Annotated in this window: 12 protein-coding genes; 6 read left to right on the forward strand and 6 right to left on the reverse strand. The window is 60.6% G+C overall.

Annotated elements, in window-relative coordinates; translation table 11 throughout:
* Nucleotides 1-2,973, forward strand: coding sequence for a virulence factor SrfB (locus K7H94_RS09985; RefSeq protein ID WP_021506150.1), 2,973 nt, complete (start codon nucleotides 1-3; stop codon nucleotides 2,971-2,973).
* Nucleotides 2,970-5,342 (forward strand): virulence factor SrfC family protein, encoded by a 2,373-nt coding sequence (locus K7H94_RS09990; RefSeq protein WP_222950981.1) that lies wholly within the window; start codon nucleotides 2,970-2,972, stop codon nucleotides 5,340-5,342. Before K7H94_RS09985 ends, K7H94_RS09990 begins: the two co-directional genes overlap by 4 nt.
* On the opposite strand, the gene K7H94_RS09995 is transcribed toward K7H94_RS09990, so the two are convergent.
* The 3 genes from K7H94_RS09995 to K7H94_RS10005 all read right to left on the reverse strand — a co-directional run bounded on the left by K7H94_RS09995 (nucleotide 5,343) and on the right by K7H94_RS10005 (nucleotide 6,487).
* Nucleotides 5,343-5,612 (reverse strand): barstar family protein, encoded by a 270-nt coding sequence (locus K7H94_RS09995; RefSeq protein WP_215800150.1) that lies wholly within the window; start codon nucleotides 5,610-5,612, stop codon nucleotides 5,343-5,345.
* A gap of 2 nt (nucleotides 5,613-5,614) precedes the next feature.
* Nucleotides 5,615-6,049, reverse strand: a complete 435-nt coding sequence (locus K7H94_RS10000; protein WP_222950982.1) for a ribonuclease domain-containing protein — start codon at nucleotides 6,047-6,049, stop codon at nucleotides 5,615-5,617.
* A gap of 87 nt (nucleotides 6,050-6,136) precedes the next feature.
* The gene (locus K7H94_RS10005; protein ID WP_021506154.1) at nucleotides 6,137-6,487 is read right to left on the reverse strand and encodes a helix-turn-helix domain-containing protein; all 351 of its coding nucleotides are present in this window, start codon (nucleotides 6,485-6,487) and stop codon (nucleotides 6,137-6,139) included.
* Between the two features lie 292 nt (nucleotides 6,488-6,779).
* On the opposite strand from K7H94_RS10005, the gene K7H94_RS10010 reads away from it, so the two are divergent.
* Together K7H94_RS10010 and oqxB are read left to right on the forward strand one after the other, a co-directional pair.
* On the forward strand, nucleotides 6,780-7,934 hold the full coding sequence (locus tag K7H94_RS10010) for an efflux RND transporter periplasmic adaptor subunit (RefSeq protein WP_031279145.1): 1,155 nt from the start codon (nucleotides 6,780-6,782) through the stop codon (nucleotides 7,932-7,934).
* Between the two features lie 18 nt (nucleotides 7,935-7,952).
* Nucleotides 7,953-11,108: a multidrug efflux RND transporter permease subunit OqxB gene (oqxB, locus tag K7H94_RS10015; protein WP_058758475.1), complete on the forward strand. Its 3,156-nt coding sequence runs from the start codon at nucleotides 7,953-7,955 to the stop codon at nucleotides 11,106-11,108.
* Nucleotides 11,109-11,300: 192 nt separating this feature from the next.
* Here the strand turns inward: oqxB and K7H94_RS10020 are convergent, their stop codons facing one another.
* Nucleotides 11,301-11,786 carry an RrF2 family transcriptional regulator gene (locus tag K7H94_RS10020; RefSeq protein WP_031279147.1) on the reverse strand — a complete coding sequence of 162 codons (486 nt, stop codon included), beginning with the start codon at nucleotides 11,784-11,786 and terminating at the stop codon, nucleotides 11,301-11,303.
* A 520-nt stretch (nucleotides 11,787-12,306) separates the two neighbouring features.
* On the opposite strand from K7H94_RS10020, the gene K7H94_RS10025 reads away from it, so the two are divergent.
* Nucleotides 12,307-12,519, forward strand: coding sequence for a hypothetical protein (locus K7H94_RS10025; RefSeq protein WP_088515833.1), 213 nt, complete (start codon nucleotides 12,307-12,309; stop codon nucleotides 12,517-12,519).
* Nucleotides 12,520-12,564: 45 nt separating this feature from the next.
* Here K7H94_RS10025 and K7H94_RS10030 read toward each other — a convergent pair whose 3' ends face one another.
* Nucleotides 12,565-13,752, reverse strand: a complete 1,188-nt coding sequence (locus tag K7H94_RS10030) for an MFS transporter (RefSeq protein ID WP_222950983.1) — start codon at nucleotides 13,750-13,752, stop codon at nucleotides 12,565-12,567.
* A gap of 210 nt (nucleotides 13,753-13,962) precedes the next feature.
* Here K7H94_RS10030 and tus point away from each other — a divergent pair, with 210 nt between their 5' ends.
* Entirely contained in the window at nucleotides 13,963-14,889 is a 927-nt protein-coding gene (gene tus / locus K7H94_RS10035; RefSeq protein ID WP_222950984.1) for a DNA replication terminus site-binding protein, read from the forward strand.
* A 49-nt stretch (nucleotides 14,890-14,938) separates the two neighbouring features.
* Here the strand turns inward: tus and fumC are convergent, their stop codons facing one another.
* On the reverse strand, nucleotides 14,939-16,336 hold the full coding sequence (gene fumC / locus K7H94_RS10040) for a class II fumarate hydratase (protein WP_021506162.1): 1,398 nt from the start codon (nucleotides 16,334-16,336) through the stop codon (nucleotides 14,939-14,941).
* Between the last annotated feature and the right edge of the window lie 191 nt (nucleotides 16,337-16,527).

Consider the following 16,527-nt stretch of genomic DNA (forward strand, 5'->3'; position numbering starts at 1 on the left):
ATGTTGGCTCCCCTGATTGATGACAAACAGAAAATCACGCTGATCGAAGACAGCGGTGTGCAGTTTCTTGATTTTGGTCTGCGCCTGCCCGCGCTACAGGCGCGGCGGCAGTTTGTGCGCCAGACCGCCAACGGCCCGCTGCTGCGTCTCAACGTTGATGGCAACAGCGGCAAGTTTCTGCTCTATCCGCAGGATGGCGGTGCCGCTGAGGTGGTGCGTCCGGAAACCGATATCGCGCTGGCCGATTCCCTGACGCTGCTGGCCGGGCAGTGGCTGCCGCTGCCGGTGCTGCGCTGTTCCAGTGGCCGTCGTTTCATCGGTGGCCCGGATAACTGGGCGCGTCTGCGCCTTGCGCCGCTCAGCCAGCCCGACGCGGCGGGCAATACCCATCGCATCACCCTCGCCTTCGATACGCGCCTGGTGGCCGACACGGACGGCGGTGAGCAGCTGGGGTTGAGCAAAGCCGATGCGCAGAACGGCGTCAGCTTTGCGCTGGCGTGGCACAACTATGAACTGGGCGAGTTCCTCGACCTCACCTGGGTTGACGGCTGGCTGCGCGAGACGTTCAGCCAGCAGGTGTATGCGCTGGAATCACGCCGCGAGCAGGAAGTAAACCAGGCGCTGCGCGAATTTGAATATCAGGCGCACTATCTCAACGTGCTGGAACTGCTGGGCGAACAGCTCGATCTGGCAGAAATCACTATCCAGGCGGCCTCACCGCAAACGCCGGCGGTCAACGTGGATATCATTCTCGACGTCGGCAACTCGCATACCTGCGGCATTCTGGTGGAAGATCACCCCGAAGAGAGCAACGGCCTGCGCCAGACCTATGAGCTGCAGTTGCGCGATCTGTCGCAGCCGCACCAGGTCTACAACGAGCTGTTCGACAGCCGACTGGAGTTTGCCGAGACGCACTTTGGCAAAGCCAACTTCTCGCTGGAGAGCGGTCGTGAAAACGCGTTTATGTGGCCCTCACTGACCCGCGTCGGTCGCGAAGCCAGCCGCCTGGCGCTGCAGCGCGCCGGCACTGAGGGCAGCACCGGCCTCTCCAGCCCGCGCCGCTACTTATGGGACGAAGCGCGTTATCAGCCAGGCTGGCGCTTCAACGCCAGCGGCGGCAGCGACGAGCCGCAGGCCACCGCGCTGCCGTTTACCCTGTTGCTCAACGATGAGGGGCAGCCGCTGCATGCCCTGCCGGAAGATGACCGCCTGCCGGTGTTTTCTGCCAGCTACAGCCGCAGCTCGCTGATGACCTTTATGCTGTGTGAACTGCTGGCGCAGGCCATGATGCAGATGAACAGCGTGGCCCAGCGCCAGCGTATGCCGCAAAGCCAGGCGCCGCGCCAGCTGCGTCATGTGATCCTGACGCTGCCGTCGGCCATGCCGAAGCCGGAGCGGGAAATTTTCCGTCGCCGCATGCAGGAAGCCATCGCGCTGGTGTGGAAAGCCGAAGGCTGGCATCCGGCCGACGCCGCGTTTGACGCCGCAAGCCAGGCACACAGCCTGCGGCCGGTGCCGGATGTGCAGATGGAGTGGGATGAAGCCACCTGCGGTCAGATGGTGTGGCTGTTTAACGAAACCCAGGTGAATTTTGCCGGTCGCGCGGAAGATTTCTTCAGCAGCATGGCGCGCCCGGATCGCCCGCGCGAAGCGGATGAGCTGCCGGGCAAAAGCCTGCGCATCGCCTCGATTGATATCGGCGGCGGCACCACCGACCTCGCCATCACCCAGTATCGTCTGGATGATGGTCAGGGCAACAACGTGAAAATCACCCCGCGTCTGCTGTTCCGGGAAGGGTTTAAAGTGGCCGGCGATGACATTCTGCTGGACGTGATTCAGCTGTGGATCCTGCCGGCGCTACAGCAGAGCCTGCAAAAAGCCGGCCTGGCGCTGGCGGAACCACTGATGAACAAGCTGTTTGGGCACGACAGCCGTATGGACGGTCAGGCCACGTTGCGCCAGCAGGTCACCCTGCAGCTGTTTATTCCGCTGGCGCAGGCGGTGCTGGAACGCTATGAAAACTGGAATCCACTCGACAGCCACAGCGAAATTAACGCGCTGTTTGGCGAGCTGGTGCCGCAGAAGCCAGCCAGTAGCGTGCTGGCGTTTGTCAACGGAGAGATTCAGCGCACGCTCGGCGGCGACAGCCGTTTCGATCTGCTTGACGTGCCGCTGGTGGTGAGCATGGCGCAGCTGCATGCTGAGTTCCTGCAGCACCGGATGGCGATCATCCCGGCGCTGCGCGCCATGTGCGAAGTGGTTTCCCTCTATCAGTGCGATGTGCTGCTGCTGACCGGTCGCCCGTCGCGCTTCCCGGGCATTCAGGCGCTGGTGCGTCATTTGCAGCCGCTGCCAGGCAGCCGCATTTTGTCGCTGGAGGGGTATCACACCAGCGACTGGTATCCGTTCAACAAACAGGGACGCATTGATAACCCGAAATCCACCGCGGCGGTCGGTGCCATGCTGTGTCTGCTGGCACTCGATCTGCGTCTCAGCAGCTTCTGGTTCCGCGCCGGCGATTTTGAACCCTACTCGACCATTCGCTATCTTGGCGTACTGGATGAAAACGCCACGCTGAGCGATGACAATCTGTGCTACAGCGAGATTGATCTCGACAGCCACAGCTTCGCGCTGGACCGTAAAAGCAGCTTCCGCATTCGCGGTAACGTCTGCCTCGGTTTCCGCCAGCTGGAGAACGACCGCTGGCCGGCGACACCGCTCTACAGCCTGAGCATTACCGATCCGCAACTGGCGCGCCAGGTAGCGGGCGAAAGCGTGCTGCGCATCAGGCTGGCGGTACAACCGGGACCGGATAACCTCGGCCCGGAGCGGCTGGTACTGAGCGAGGCGCGCATGGACGATGGCACGCGCGTGCCGCTGGAGCAACTGAGTCTGAAACTGAATACGCTGTCGGCCACCGGCAACGCCAATGCGCAATACTGGATCGACAGCGGGAGCGTGTGTAAACGATGAGAACTGCCAAAAAAGCCACGCCGGCGACGCCTGCTAAACGCCTGGGCCTGCTGCAGGAGACGGTTGACGGCGCGCTGAACTGGGTGGAGAGCCACCAGGCGCACTCGCCGCGTCTCGCGCTGGAAGCCGATACGCTGCGGCTCCAGCTGCGGCGCGCCCGCGTTGAAAGCCACGCGCTGGCGCGACAGCTGGCGCGGCCGGTCACCCTGGCGCTGTTTGGTCAGTCGCAGGCGGGTAAAGCCTGGCTGCTGAGTGAAATGGTCGGCGACGCGCAGGGCCAGCTGATCGCCCGTCTCGGCGACAAAACCCTGAACTATTTTCAGCACATCAATCCCGGCAATCTCGATTTTGCCATCGCCACCCGTTTCAGCCATCAGCGTGAAGCGCAGTCAGGCGCGTGGCCGCTGGAGATGACGCTGCTGAGCGAAGCCGAGCTGATTCGTCTGATGCTGGCCGGTGCCAGCGCGGACACCCAGCCGGACAGCGCGGCGATTGATGCCGCGCTGCAGCGCCTGCAGCGCCATCGCCAGAGCGAGATGCAGCCCGGCCTCGACAGCGACGCGCTGGTGACGCTGTGGGCGTGGCATCGCCGCCAGCCCGACCACGCCGAGGTGCTGGACCGTCATTTCTGGCCGCAGGCGATTGAGCTGGCACCGTGGCTCAACGTAGACGACCGCGTGCAGCTGTTTGCGCTGCTGTGGCCGCAGCGTCCGGCGCTGAATGAAACCCTGCGCAGCCTGCTGCATCTGCGCCATCAGCTGCGGCACGCGCCGCGCGTGCTGGCACCGCTCAGCCTGCTGGTGGATGACGCCTCGCTGCCCGCTGAAAAGCTCATCGGCCATGACGCCGACCTGAACGAATTGATTGAAGTGTGTCCGGTTGTCGCCAACCGCGTGGGCAAACCGCAGTCAGTACCGCTCGGCTGGCTGGCGCTGCTGACGCTGGAAATCACCCTCCCGCTCAGTTCGACGCCGCGTCAGGCGCTGTATGACGAAGCCGATATGCTGGAACTGCCCGCACCGGGCACGCCCGCCGACCGCGATCAGCAGGATGAGCGCGCAAGGCTGCAGGCGCGTGATGCGCTGCGCGCCAGTCTGCTGGAACAGAAACGTGCCCTGCTGCCGGGCTTCTATGCCGCGCGTCAGGGCATCGATTTAATGCTGATTTGTACCGCCGCCAGCCAGCGTCAGGATGCGGATCTCGCCGCCAGCGCGCTGCGCGAGTGGCAACTGCAGCAGAGTGCGACGGCCAGCGCAGACAAGCCGCGCCTGATTTGGGCGATTACGCCGCACGATGCGCGCTATCAGCAGTCGCAAATTAACGTCGATGAAGCGGTACAGCGGCAGATTGGTCAGCCGGGCCAGAGCTGGGGCTCAATGCTGGCGCGCGATCGCGCCGGCGTCGACCGCATGAGCAGCTGGCTGCAGGATGAGATGCAGCCAGAGGCACGGCGCGACCGGCTGGCGCTGCAGCTCAGCACGCTGCAGCAGAAACTGGTGGAGCGTCTGCAGCCGTGGACCGAAGCCAGCGCCACGCCGGAACAGGCCGCGCGGAAACAGGCCATCGCCGATACGCTGCTGAAGTGTTTACAGCATCGCACCGGCCTGCACGGCGAGCTGCTTGAGCGTCTGCAGCCGTCGCGCGAGGCGGTGCGCCAGCTGTGGCTGAGTCAGAGCCACGGCAGCACGCCGTCCACCGGCGGCCAGCCAGCCGCGGTGGAGCAGAGCTATTTTGGTATTGGTTTTGAGTTTGACCTGTTTAACGATGAGCCGGTAACCACCGCCGAACCGCGCAGCAGCAGCGGCCAGCGCGATCAGCAGTTTCCCCAGCAGGTGTTCGCGCTGTGGCTGGCGCACCTGCGTCAGCTGCCGGAGAGCCAGAGCCTGCTGGCGCTGCTCAACGTTGATAAGCCAACGCTGGAACTGCTGGTGGAGGAGCTCATCACTGCCAGCTTCCGTCTGCAGGTGCTGAGCAAACTGCAAAGCGCGCTCAACGAAACAGAGACGCAGGCCAGTGCCCATGAAGCGCGCACCGATCGCCAGGTGTCGCGTGCCATGACGGTGCTGGGTGACTTTGTCGCCTGGCTTGGCTTCCTGCAGCGGGATGAACGTGAACGGCCGCAGAGTCGCGTCAATCGCGGCAGCCCGATTTTCGCCCGCCCGCCGGCGCCCAGCGTCAGCTTTTCGTCAGGCCAGCGTCTGACGCGGCTGTCTGCCGCACCGGCTAACCACACCGCCTATTACATTTATGACTGGCTGGTGGGGTTAAATTCGCTGATCGTCGAGAATAACGGCTACACCGGCGGCGGCGATTTGCCGGCCAGCGCACGCCAGACGCTGGCGATTATGCTGCTGCCGCTGCACGCGTAGTCAGTGTGTAATCAGGCGCAGCTCGCCCGCCAGCTGCTGCGCCGCCTCTTCCAGCAGCGCCAGCACCGGGGCAAACTCCGCGCTGGTGCTGACCTCGGCGACATGCTGCAGATGCAGCGTTGCCGGCAGCGCCATACCGCCGGTCAGCCAGTCCCACAGCGCATCCAGATTGTAGCCAAAGCGTTCATCGCAGCCGCTCTGTTCGACCAGCGCCTGATAAAAGGCCTGGCGCGTACCCAGCGTGCGAAAATCAAAATGGAGTGTCAGCATAGTCAGGGTACCGGCGTGAAGCTGCGATAGTGATCGGTGGTGAGAAAGATCAGTCCATCAGAAGAGTAAAGCAGACGATCGGCATCGCGGTGGCCGCAGTCGTAATTGACGTCCGCTTCATACCACTGCCGTCCCGCCTGCATCGGCAGCCGCCGTTCGCGGTTACTGAAGCGGTCGCCGCCAATCGCGCGCCCCGGCAACACCTCACACAGGTTCCCCTGTGCCGGGTTCCAGCCCTGACGACGTGCCGCGCTTTTGGTGAGATAAAAATCAGGCAAACGGTGATGCTGCTGCAGCCAGCGCGCCACGCGATGTGCATCGGTCAGTTGCACAATATCCGTCTGTTTTTCTGGCGCAGTACCGCTCAGATGGGGCTTCAGCCCGATCCAGCAAACCACCAGCGCAAACAGTAATCCAATCCAGAGTTTTTTCGACATAGTGACATCCTGAAAAGCAGGACGCCGATAATAGCAGGTTTCAGGCGGGGAAAAACGCGGGCCAGCATGGCTGGCCCTGGCGGAGGTTTACTGCTGCATCGCGCTCGGGGTGTGCGCGGCGTGACGACGCCATGCGCCCGGTGCCACGCCATACTGGCGCTTGAAGCTGCGGTTAAACGACTGCTGTGAATCGAAGCCCAGCGAAATGGCCACGTTGAGGATCGGTTCGTTGGTGGTGGTCAGGCGGTCGGCCGATTTTTTCAGCTTCTTAGCCCGGATGTACTCACCCAGCGGATAGCCGGTGTGCTCTTTGAACATGCGCTGCAGGTGCCACTTCGAATAGCCGGCGCGCCCCGCTACGGTGTCCAGATCCAGACGTGCTTCAATGTTGTTATCAATCCAGTCGATCAGATCGTGAATAAAAGCGTCGCTCATCATCCCATTCTCTCCCGTCGCCATGGCGAACAGTATCAGTATCAGTTGCAATTACACTTTAAGGGTGACTGACTATCGCACTTAATGCAAGTTTTATTATTGCATTAAATGCCGCACTCGCCGTAGGGGCTTTCGCTACCTGTTACGAATTGATCAAAACCGCACATAAAGTGTATCAGATATTCTTGCAGATGCAGTTCGCCCAAGCCTACACTCCTGTGGTTTTAATGCAATCTTAAAAGTTGCAGATTTTTCGTACGTCTCCTTTCTTTTTCACCAACGCGGAATAACAACAATGCATCTGCAAACATATGGGGTTCGTCGGGCCGTAAGCCTGTCAGGAGTGATGTTGCTGGGAAGCCTGCTGGCCGGTTGTGATCGCGGTGTGGCGCAAAATGCGCCGCCGCCTCCGCCCGAAGTGAGTGTCGCGCAGGTGGTGCAACAAAAAGTCAGCCAGTGGGATAGCTTCAATGGCCGCATTGAAGCGGTGCAGAGCGTGCAGCTGCGTCCGCGCGTCTCGGGCTACATCGATCAGGTTAACTATCGCGAAGGCGATGAGGTGAAGAAAGGTCAGGTGTTGTTTACCATTGATGACCGCACCTACCGCGCCACGCTGGAGCAGGCGCAGGCCGAACTGGCCAGCGCGCGTAGCCAGGCGGCGCTGGCCCGCAGCGAGTCGGCCCGTACCGACAAGCTGATCGGCACCCAGGTGGTGTCGCGCGAAGAGTGGGAACAGCGGCGTTCGACCGCCAGTCAGGCGCAGGCCAGCGTGCTGGCCGCCCAGGCGGCAGTCGATATGGCGCAGCTGAACCTCGACTTTACCCGCGTCACCGCGCCGATTGATGGTCGCGCCAGCCGGGCGATGATCACCACCGGTAACCTGGTGACCGCCGGCGACAGCGCCAGCGTTCTCACCACGCTGGTTTCGCAGGACCGCATGTACGTCTATTTTGACGTCGACGAAGCGATCTATCTGCAGTACCAGGCGATGGCGCGTCAGGGCCAGAACCGCGGTTCGCTGCCGGTAGAGATTGCGCTGACCGGCGAACAGGGCTATCCGCACCGCGGCACTGTCGATTTTCTCGATAACCAGCTGACCGCCAGCACCGGCACCATTCGCATGCGCGCCACGCTCGACAATCAGCAGCGTCAGTTTACCCCAGGCCTGTTTGCCCGCGTGCGGCTGCCGGGCAGCGCTGAATTCAACGCGCTGCTGGTCGACGACCGCGCGGTGCTGACCGACCAGGATCGTAAATATGTTTACGTGGTTGATGCGCAAGGCAAAGCCGAACGCCGCGATGTTCAGCTGGGCGATCTGGCTAACGGCCTGCGTATTGTGCAGCAGGGTCTGAAGCCAGGCGACAAGGTGATTGTCAACGGTCTGCAGAAAGTGTTCATGCCCGGTATGCCGGTAAAAGCGCAGCCGGTGGCCATGCGCTCCGCTCAATAATAATCGAGACTGCCCGTTATGGATTTCTCCCGCTTTTTTATCGACCGACCGATTTTCGCCGCGGTCCTGTCGATTTTGATATTTACCACCGGACTGATCGCCATTCCGCTGTTGCCGATCAGTGAATACCCCAACGTGGTACCACCCAGCGTGCAGGTGCGCGCAGAATATCCCGGTGCCAACCCCAAAGTGATTGCTGATTCGGTGGCAACGCCGCTGGAAGAAGCGATCAACGGGGTGGAAAACATGATGTACATGAAGTCGGTAGCTGGCTCAGATGGCGTGCTGGTTACCACCGTGACCTTCCGCCCGGGAACCGATCCCGATCAGGCGCAGGTCCAGGTGCAAAACCGCGTGGCACAGGCTGAAGCGCGTCTGCCAGAAGAGGTGCGTCAGCTCGGCCTGACCACCCAGAAGCAGTCACCTACCCTGACGCTGGTAGTGCATCTGTTCTCGCCCCACGGCAAGTACGATTCGCTCTATCTGCGTAACTACGCCACGCTGAAGGTGAAAGATGAGCTGGCGCGCCTGCCAGGCGTCGGCCAGATTCAGATCTTCGGTGCCGGTGACTACGCGATGCGCGTCTGGCTCGACCCGAACAAAGTGGCGGCGCGCGGCATGACCGCCGGCGACGTGGTCAGCGCCATGCAGGAGCAGAACGTGCAGGTTTCTGCCGGCCAGCTGGGCGCAGAGCCGACGAAGAAAGAGAGCGATTTCCTGCTGTCGATCAACACCCAGGGGCGGCTGGAAGATGAGGCGCAGTTTGGCAACATCATCCTGAAAACCGCCGATGACGGCACGCTGGTGCGCCTGCGTGACGTGGCGCGCATCGAGATGGGCTCCGGCAGCTATGCCCTGCGTTCGCAGCTGAACAACAAGGATGCGGTTGGTATCGGTATCTTCCAGTCGCCGGGTGCAAACGCCATCGACCTGTCGAATGCGGTACGCGCCAAGATGGCCGAGCTGGCAACGCGCTTCCCGGATGACGTGCAGTGGGCCGCGCCGTACGACCCAACGGTGTTTGTGCGTGACTCAATCCGCGCCGTGGTTCAGACGCTGTTCGAAGCCATCGTGCTGGTGGTGTTAGTAGTGATTCTGTTCCTGCAGACGTGGCGCGCCTCGATCATCCCGCTGCTGGCCGTGCCGGTGTCGGTGGTCGGTACCTTCAGCGTGCTCTACCTGCTGGGCTTTTCGCTCAATACCCTGAGCCTGTTCGGGCTGGTGCTGGCGATTGGGATCGTGGTCGATGACGCCATCGTGGTGGTGGAGAACGTCGAGCGTAACATTGAACAGGGCTTAACACCGGTGGCGGCGGCTCACCAGGCGATGCGCGAGGTTTCCGGGCCGATTATCGCCATCGCGCTGGTGCTGTGTGCAGTGTTTGTGCCGATGGCCTTCCTCTCGGGCGTAACCGGTCAGTTCTATAAGCAGTTTGCCGTGACCATTGCCATTTCGACGGTGATTTCGGCGATTAACTCGCTGACGCTCTCTCCGGCGCTGGCGGCGAAACTGCTGAAGGCGCACGGTGCGCCGAAGGACCTGCCGACGCGCCTGATCGATCGCCTGCTGGGCTGGGTGTTCCGGCCGTTTAACCGCTTCTTCCAGCGCAGCTCGGACGGCTATGAATCGATGGTCGGCAAAACCCTGCGCCGGCGCGGCGCGGTGTTTGGCGTGTACGTGCTGCTGCTGGCCGGTGCCGGCTTCATGTTCCATACCGTGCCAGGCGGCTTTATTCCGACGCAGGATAAGCTGTACCTGATTGGTGGCGTAAAGATGCCGGAAGGCTCATCGCTGGCGCGTACCGATGAAGTGATTCGTAAGATGAGCGAAATCGGCATGAACACCGAAGGCGTGGCCTACTCCGTCGCCTTCCCCGGCCTGAATGCGCTGCAGTTCACCAATACGCCGAATACCGGTACGGTGTTCTTCGGTCTGAAGCCGTTCAGCGAGCGCAGCCGCACTGCGGCGGAAATCAACGCTGAGATCAACGCGAAAATTTCCAAAATCCAGCAGGGCTTCGGTTTCTCCATCATGCCACCGCCGATCCTCGGTCTGGGCCAGGGATCGGGCTATTCGCTGTATGTGCAGGACCGTGCGGGCCTGGGCTATGGCGCACTGCAAACCGCGATTAATACGCTGTCCGGTGCGGTGATGCAGACGCCTGGCATGATGTTCCCGATCTCCTCCTATCAGGCCAACGTGCCGCAGCTGGATGTGCAGGTTGATCGCGACAAAGCCAAAGCGCAGGGCGTATCGCTGACCGATCTGTTCACGACGCTGCAGGTGTATCTGGGTTCCTCTTACGTCAACGACTTCAACAAGTTTGGTCGTACCTGGCGTGTGATGGCGCAGGCTGACGGGGATTTCCGCGACAGCGTGCAGGATATCGCGAACCTGCGCACCCGTAACGATCGCGGTGAGATGGTGCCGATTGGCAGCATGGTGAACATCACCACCACCTACGGTCCGGACCCGGTGATTCGCTATAACGGCTATCCGGCGGCCGACCTGATTGGCGATGCCGATCCGCGCGTGCTCTCTTCCGCGCAGGCGATGGAGAAACTCGAGGCGATGTCCAGCCAGGTGCTGCCGAACGGCATGAATATCGAATGGACCGACCTGAGCTATCAACAGGCAACCCAGGGCAACACCGCGTTTATCGTGTTCCCGGTGGCGGTGCTGCTGGCGTTCCTGGTACTGGCGGCGTTGTATGAGAGCTGGACGCTGCCGCTGGCAGTGATCCTGATCGTACCGGTGACGATGCTATCCGCACTGGTCGGCGTGTGGCTGACCGGCGGCGATAACAACGTGTTTGTCCAGGTCGGTCTGGTGGTGCTGATGGGGCTGGCATGTAAGAACGCCATCCTGATCGTCGAGTTCGCCCGCGAACTGGAGATGCAGGGCAAAGGGATTGTGGAGTCGGCGCTGGAAGCCTGTCGCCTGCGTCTGCGCCCCATCGTCATGACCTCCATCGCCTTCATCGCCGGCACCGTGCCGCTGATTCTGGGCGAAGGTGCGGGTGCCGAAGTGCGTGGCGTCACCGGCATCACCGTGTTCTCGGGCATGCTGGGGGTTACGCTGTTTGGCCTGTTCCTGACCCCGGTGTTCTACGTGACGTTGCGTAAGCTGGTGACGCGCAAACAGCAGCCGGCGGTGGAAACGCAGACGGTGTAAACGCTAAGGCGTAAAACCCATCCGGGCCATCGTGCCCGGATTTTTTTTGCCTGGCGCGGCATGACGATGTTACACAGCAACAGTGCGCCTCTGCGCCAGAGCACAGCAGCGGGATTTCACAGGATTTACAGGGGTAGATTGCGCGTGCAGAAGCGGAATGGAAAGGTGCGCATCAGCGATGCGCACGCGAGGTTAGCGGTCTTTTTTGCAGAGTTCGGCGATTTCGAGGTCAGGCAGCGGTTCGCAGTTGCTGGTATCGTGCTTTTTCAGCTCGTTAAGGGCATCGGCGACGGTGCGGGTTTCCAGCACTTTAAGCGACGCCTCTTCCGCTTGCTCCGCGATCGACTTGAAGTACCAGCACAGGTTGGCGCTGACCAGGCAGCGCGGTGCGACATCGGGGCGCGACGCCCACAGTTTTTTGTCTTCAATCACTGAAGTGTAGATATCGCGCAGCGTGATCTCAGCGGCCGGACGACCCAGATGGATCGAGCCGGTACGGCCAAGCGTCGAGACAATGATGCCATCGCGCGTTAACGGAACCATGAGTTTCCGAATGAAACTGGGGTTCGCTTCAAGACCATACGCCAGAATGGCACTGGTCGAGCGTTTACCCAATTGCTCCGCCATCGCTACGCTCAAAACCATCTGCAAAGCTGTCGGGAAGCGGTAATCTAGCATTTCTGTTTCCTGAGTTGCGGCCTATCTTCTTGTTTTCATACCGCGGCAGTGAATAATCAATGAGCAATAAATATAACAAACACTGTTGCTTTTTAGAATACCGAAAATGCTTTCCACCCGTGACTAACCTGCGCTAATACTCGCTTTGATATCGATTTAACTTATTGAATTTATATGAAAATATTCCAGTATGACATGCCACTGACCGCTTTAGCACTCTGAGCCTTGCGCAACAATATGCGCGACGTGTCACTTTTTTGCCCCCACCGCTGTAGCTGCGGGCTGGTGAAGGACGTTGTGACAAAGGGACGATTATTTCTGCACGGGTGTCGCGCCGTGTGCGCAACCGACCTTCAGACAAGCCATTGTTTCTGTTTAAGAAACAAAAACACACCGGCGAAGGGGCTGCGTCAGGGTCGATTAACCGGCTTCTGAAAGGAATAATATTGATCCGTGTCAGGATTCCCTTGCTATTTTTTGCACAAAATGCGCGCCGTTACTATTTTCGAGGCGCGAAATAATGTCTGTATTATCCCCGGTCGTTGGCGCGTTATTGCTGACCGTTCTCCCGCTGACGGTGGGCATCATCACGGCGGCAACCAGCTGCCTGAACGCGCCAACCTTATGGCAATGCGTGCGGATGGCACCGCTGCCTTTCGTTGTCTCGGCTGGCTGCACTCTGCTGTTAAGCGCGTTGTGTTGCCTGCTGCAATATCTGACGGATCGCCACTAAAGCGCAGCAGCGCCCATCTCTGCCCGTTAGCCGTCAGTGGCGATTTCAACCTGCGGATTCCGGAGCGCCTGCCGGCAATTTCCGCTTCAGCACCACCACCAAAAGCACGTTGATGAGCGCCAGCCCGCATAACAGCCACAGCGTAGCCTGCGCGCCGGAATGCTGGAAAATATAGCCGCCAATCAGCGGCGTGAGCGCCTGACCAATCAGCGCCGGTCGCGCCATGCGGCCAACCACAATGGCGTACTCTTCCGGTTTTACCATCGCCAGCGGCAACGTACCGCGCACGATAGCCCGCAAGCCATTTCCTGAACCGTACAGCACCATACTCACCAGCGCCCACGCGGGATAACAGGCCAGCAGCAGTAATCCCAGCGCCACCAGCCCGACTGAGAAGAAAGTGGTCCAGATGGGATGGCCGCGTTTGAACGCCATATCGACAATGCGCGACGCCACCTGACACGGCCCCAGCAGCGTGCTGATCGCCAGCGCGGCGCTCAGCGAATGCCCGCTCGCCTGCAGCAGGGTAATCAGCTGCACCGATATCGCCGTCATGATCACCGACGCGAGGGTAAAGATGCTGCACAGCAGCCAGAACAGCGTGGGGGCCAGCGAATTCTGTGCGGTATGCTGTTGCGTGGCTTTTGGTCTGGATGGCGTGCGCGGCGCTGGCAGCGCATACAGGTAAGCCGGCAGCACCGCCAGGCACAGCAGCGCGGCAATGGCCAGACAGGCGCCGCGCCACTCCAGCCAGTGGATCAGCAGCGCGATGCCGGGCCACACCAGCGAGGTGCAGAATCCTGAAATCAGCGTAATACCGGTAATCGCGCCACGCGCCTGGCCGCCATATAAGGTGCCCAGTGTGGCGAACAGCGCGTCATACAGGCCCATCGCCATGCCCGCGCCGATAATCAGCCAGGCGAACAGAAACAGCGGCAAACTGTGACTCAGCGCCATGATCACCAGCCCGAGCGCCATCACCGCCCCGCTCGCCGCCAGCAGCCGGCGACCGTGTGCGCGGGCAATCAGCCGGCCGCACAGCGGTGCCAGCAGGCCGGAGACCAGAATGCCGAGCGAAAGTGCGCCATACACCCACTGCTGCGACCAGCCGGTTTCCGCGATGATCGGGTTAGCCATCACGGCCATCAGATAAAACGATCCGCCCCATGACAGGATCTGCACGGCGCCGAGCGTGACGATAGCGGGCGCGCCCGGTTTTGGCTGATACTCCACAGCTAATATCCGTTAACAGGTAAATCACGGTTATAACATGTTCATCCGACAGGAAAAATGCCCGCGCGCCCTGTTGAGCCGAATTCCACGCCGGGGTTTCAGCGATTGGATGGATAAACCTTATAATAGTATGTTGTAACTAGTATGCCTGCTTGCCCGCCGCATCATTAAGTGCCACCCTTAGGTATGTTGTAACTATGGAGAACCGCGATGGCTCGCTATGATTTGGTGGCTGATTTACACGAATGCGTGAATACGCTGGAGCGAGAACTCACTGCACTGCGCGCGTCGGTTGAACAGCAGCCGCTGTTGCTGGCGCGCGTATTCAGCCTGCCGGAGATCGAGAAAGGCAAAGAGCATGATGAAATCAACCGCATCGCGGTGACCCAGCATCTCGGTAAACGCGCGCGCGAAATGGCCCTCGCCCACTATTGTCGCCTGTTTATGCAGCATCAGTCAGAAAAACTCAGCACCAAAGCGGCGGTGCGTCTGCCTGGCGCCCTCTGTATTGAAGCGGATGAGGCGGCCAGCCAGCGACTGGAGCAGCAGGTCACGACCATCAACACCCTTAAACAGCGGCTGGAGCAATTGATTACCGTCGACTCCGGCCTGCCGAGCGAGGCGCGTTTTGAGTTTGTGCACCAGCATCTGCGTGGCCTGCTCACGCTCAACGCCTACCGCAGCGTCACGCTACTGCAGGCGCCGGATACGCTGCGTTTTGGCTGGGCGAATAAAAACATCATCAAGAAAGTGACGCGCGAGGCCATCGTCGAGCAACTGGAGCGCAGCCTGAAGGCGAACCGCGCGCAGGCGCCGTGGACGCGCGAACAGTGGGCAGAGAAAGTGCAGCAGGAGCTGGAGCGGGTGCGGTCATTGCCGGACGGCGCGCAGCTGAAGATCAAGCGGCCGGTCAAAGTGCAACCTATCGCGCGGCTGTGGCGCGCCAGCGAGAAAAAACAGCTGCAGCTGGCCTGCCCTTCGCCGCTGCTGGTGTTGTGCCGCGATCGTACGCAGGTGCCGACGCTGGGTGAACTGCTGGATTACGATGCTGAAAACATCACGCACCGTTACAAGCCGCTGGCGCAGCCGCTGCATCTGATCATCCCGCGGCTGCATTTATGGAGTGACCGTCTGTAAGGCAAAAAAAACAGCGCGACAGGTCGCGCTGTAGTGTCCGGCAGTAAAGCTATTGCTTCATGCTGCCAACCATCTCTTCCGGCCGCACCCATTCGTCAAACTGCGCTTCGGTCAGGTAGCCGAGCTGCAGCGCCGAGGCTTTCAGCGTCAGCCCCTGTTTGTGCGCCTGCTTGGCAATTTCCGCCGCTTTGTCATAGCCGATATGAGTATTCAGCGCGGTAACCAGCATCAGCGACTCGTTGAGCAGCTGATCGATGCGCTCGCGGTTGGGCTCAATGCCCACCGCGCAATGGTGATTGAAGCTGTCCATGCCGTCGGCCAGCAGCCGTACCGACTGCAGGAAGTTGTGGATCACCATTGGCCGGTAGACGTTGAGTTCGAAGTTACCGGATGCACCGCCCATGTTCACCGCCACGTCATTGCCCATCACCTGACAGCACAGCATGGTCAGCGCTTCACACTGGGTAGGATTGACTTTGCCTGGCATGATCGAGCTGCCGGGCTCATTTTCCGGAATGCTGATTTCACCGATGCCGCAGCGCGGACCGGACGACAGCCAGCGCACGTCGTTAGCGATTTTCATCAGCGAGGCGGCCAGGCCTTTCAGCGCGCCGTGCGCATGCACCAGCGCATCGCAGGTCGCCAGCGCTTCAAACTTGTTGGGCGCAGTGACAAAGGGTTGCTGCGTCAGGTCGGCCAGCGCTTTCGCCACGCGCACCGCATATTCCGGATGGGTATTCAGACCGGTACCGACCGCGGTGCCGCCCAGCGCCAGCTCGGCGACGTGCGGAATACTGTGTTCGATGTGCTTCAGATTGTGCTCCAGCATGGCAACCCAGCCGGAAATTTCCTGGCCGAGCGTCAGCGGTGTGGCGTCCTGCAGGTGGGTACGACCAATTTTAACGATGTCTTTAAACGCAGCCGACTTCTCGCTCAGGGTATTTTTCAGCACTTCAATTTGCGGGATCAGCTGTTCGCGCAGCGCAATCACCGCGGCAACGTGCATCGCCGTCGGGAACACATCGTTGGAGCTCTGGCTCTTGTTAACATCATCATTCGGATGCACTTTGCGCGACATGCCGCGCTCGCCGCCCAGCAGTTCGCTGGCGCGGTTCGCCAGCACTTCATTCATGTTCATGTTGGTCTGGGTGCCAGAGCCGGTCTGCCAGATGGCCAGCGGGAACTCGTCGCTGTGCTGGTCGGCCAGCACCTCGTCAGCGGCGTCGATAATCGCCCCGGCCCGTTCAGCCGGCAGCAGCCCCAGATCGCGGTTAACCTGGGCGGCGGCGCGCTTGGTCAGCGCCAGCGCATGCACCAGCGCCACGGGCATCTTCTCGGTGGAGATACGGAAGTGCTCCAGCGAACGCTGCGTTTGTGCGCCCCACAACTTATCTGCCGGAACTTCGATCGGACCCATTGAATCTTTTTCAATGCGGTTGGCTGCCATGACTACGTCTCCTTAGCTCAGATTTTGAGGTTTCCGCCTAAGTCGTCTTCCCGCGACGCCTTAGAGCGAGCAAGATTGTCACATACAAGAAATTAACATTATGCGAGCCCATCGCGTTTATTGCACTTGTTCGTGTATTTTCTATGGCACTTTCTGCTTTAATACGCTTATTTACTTACCGTTATTAAGGG

Origin of the sequence: Pantoea dispersa, from assembly GCF_019890955.1 — a bacterium.
Taxonomy (GTDB): Bacteria; Pseudomonadota; Gammaproteobacteria; order Enterobacterales; family Enterobacteriaceae; genus Pantoea; species Pantoea dispersa.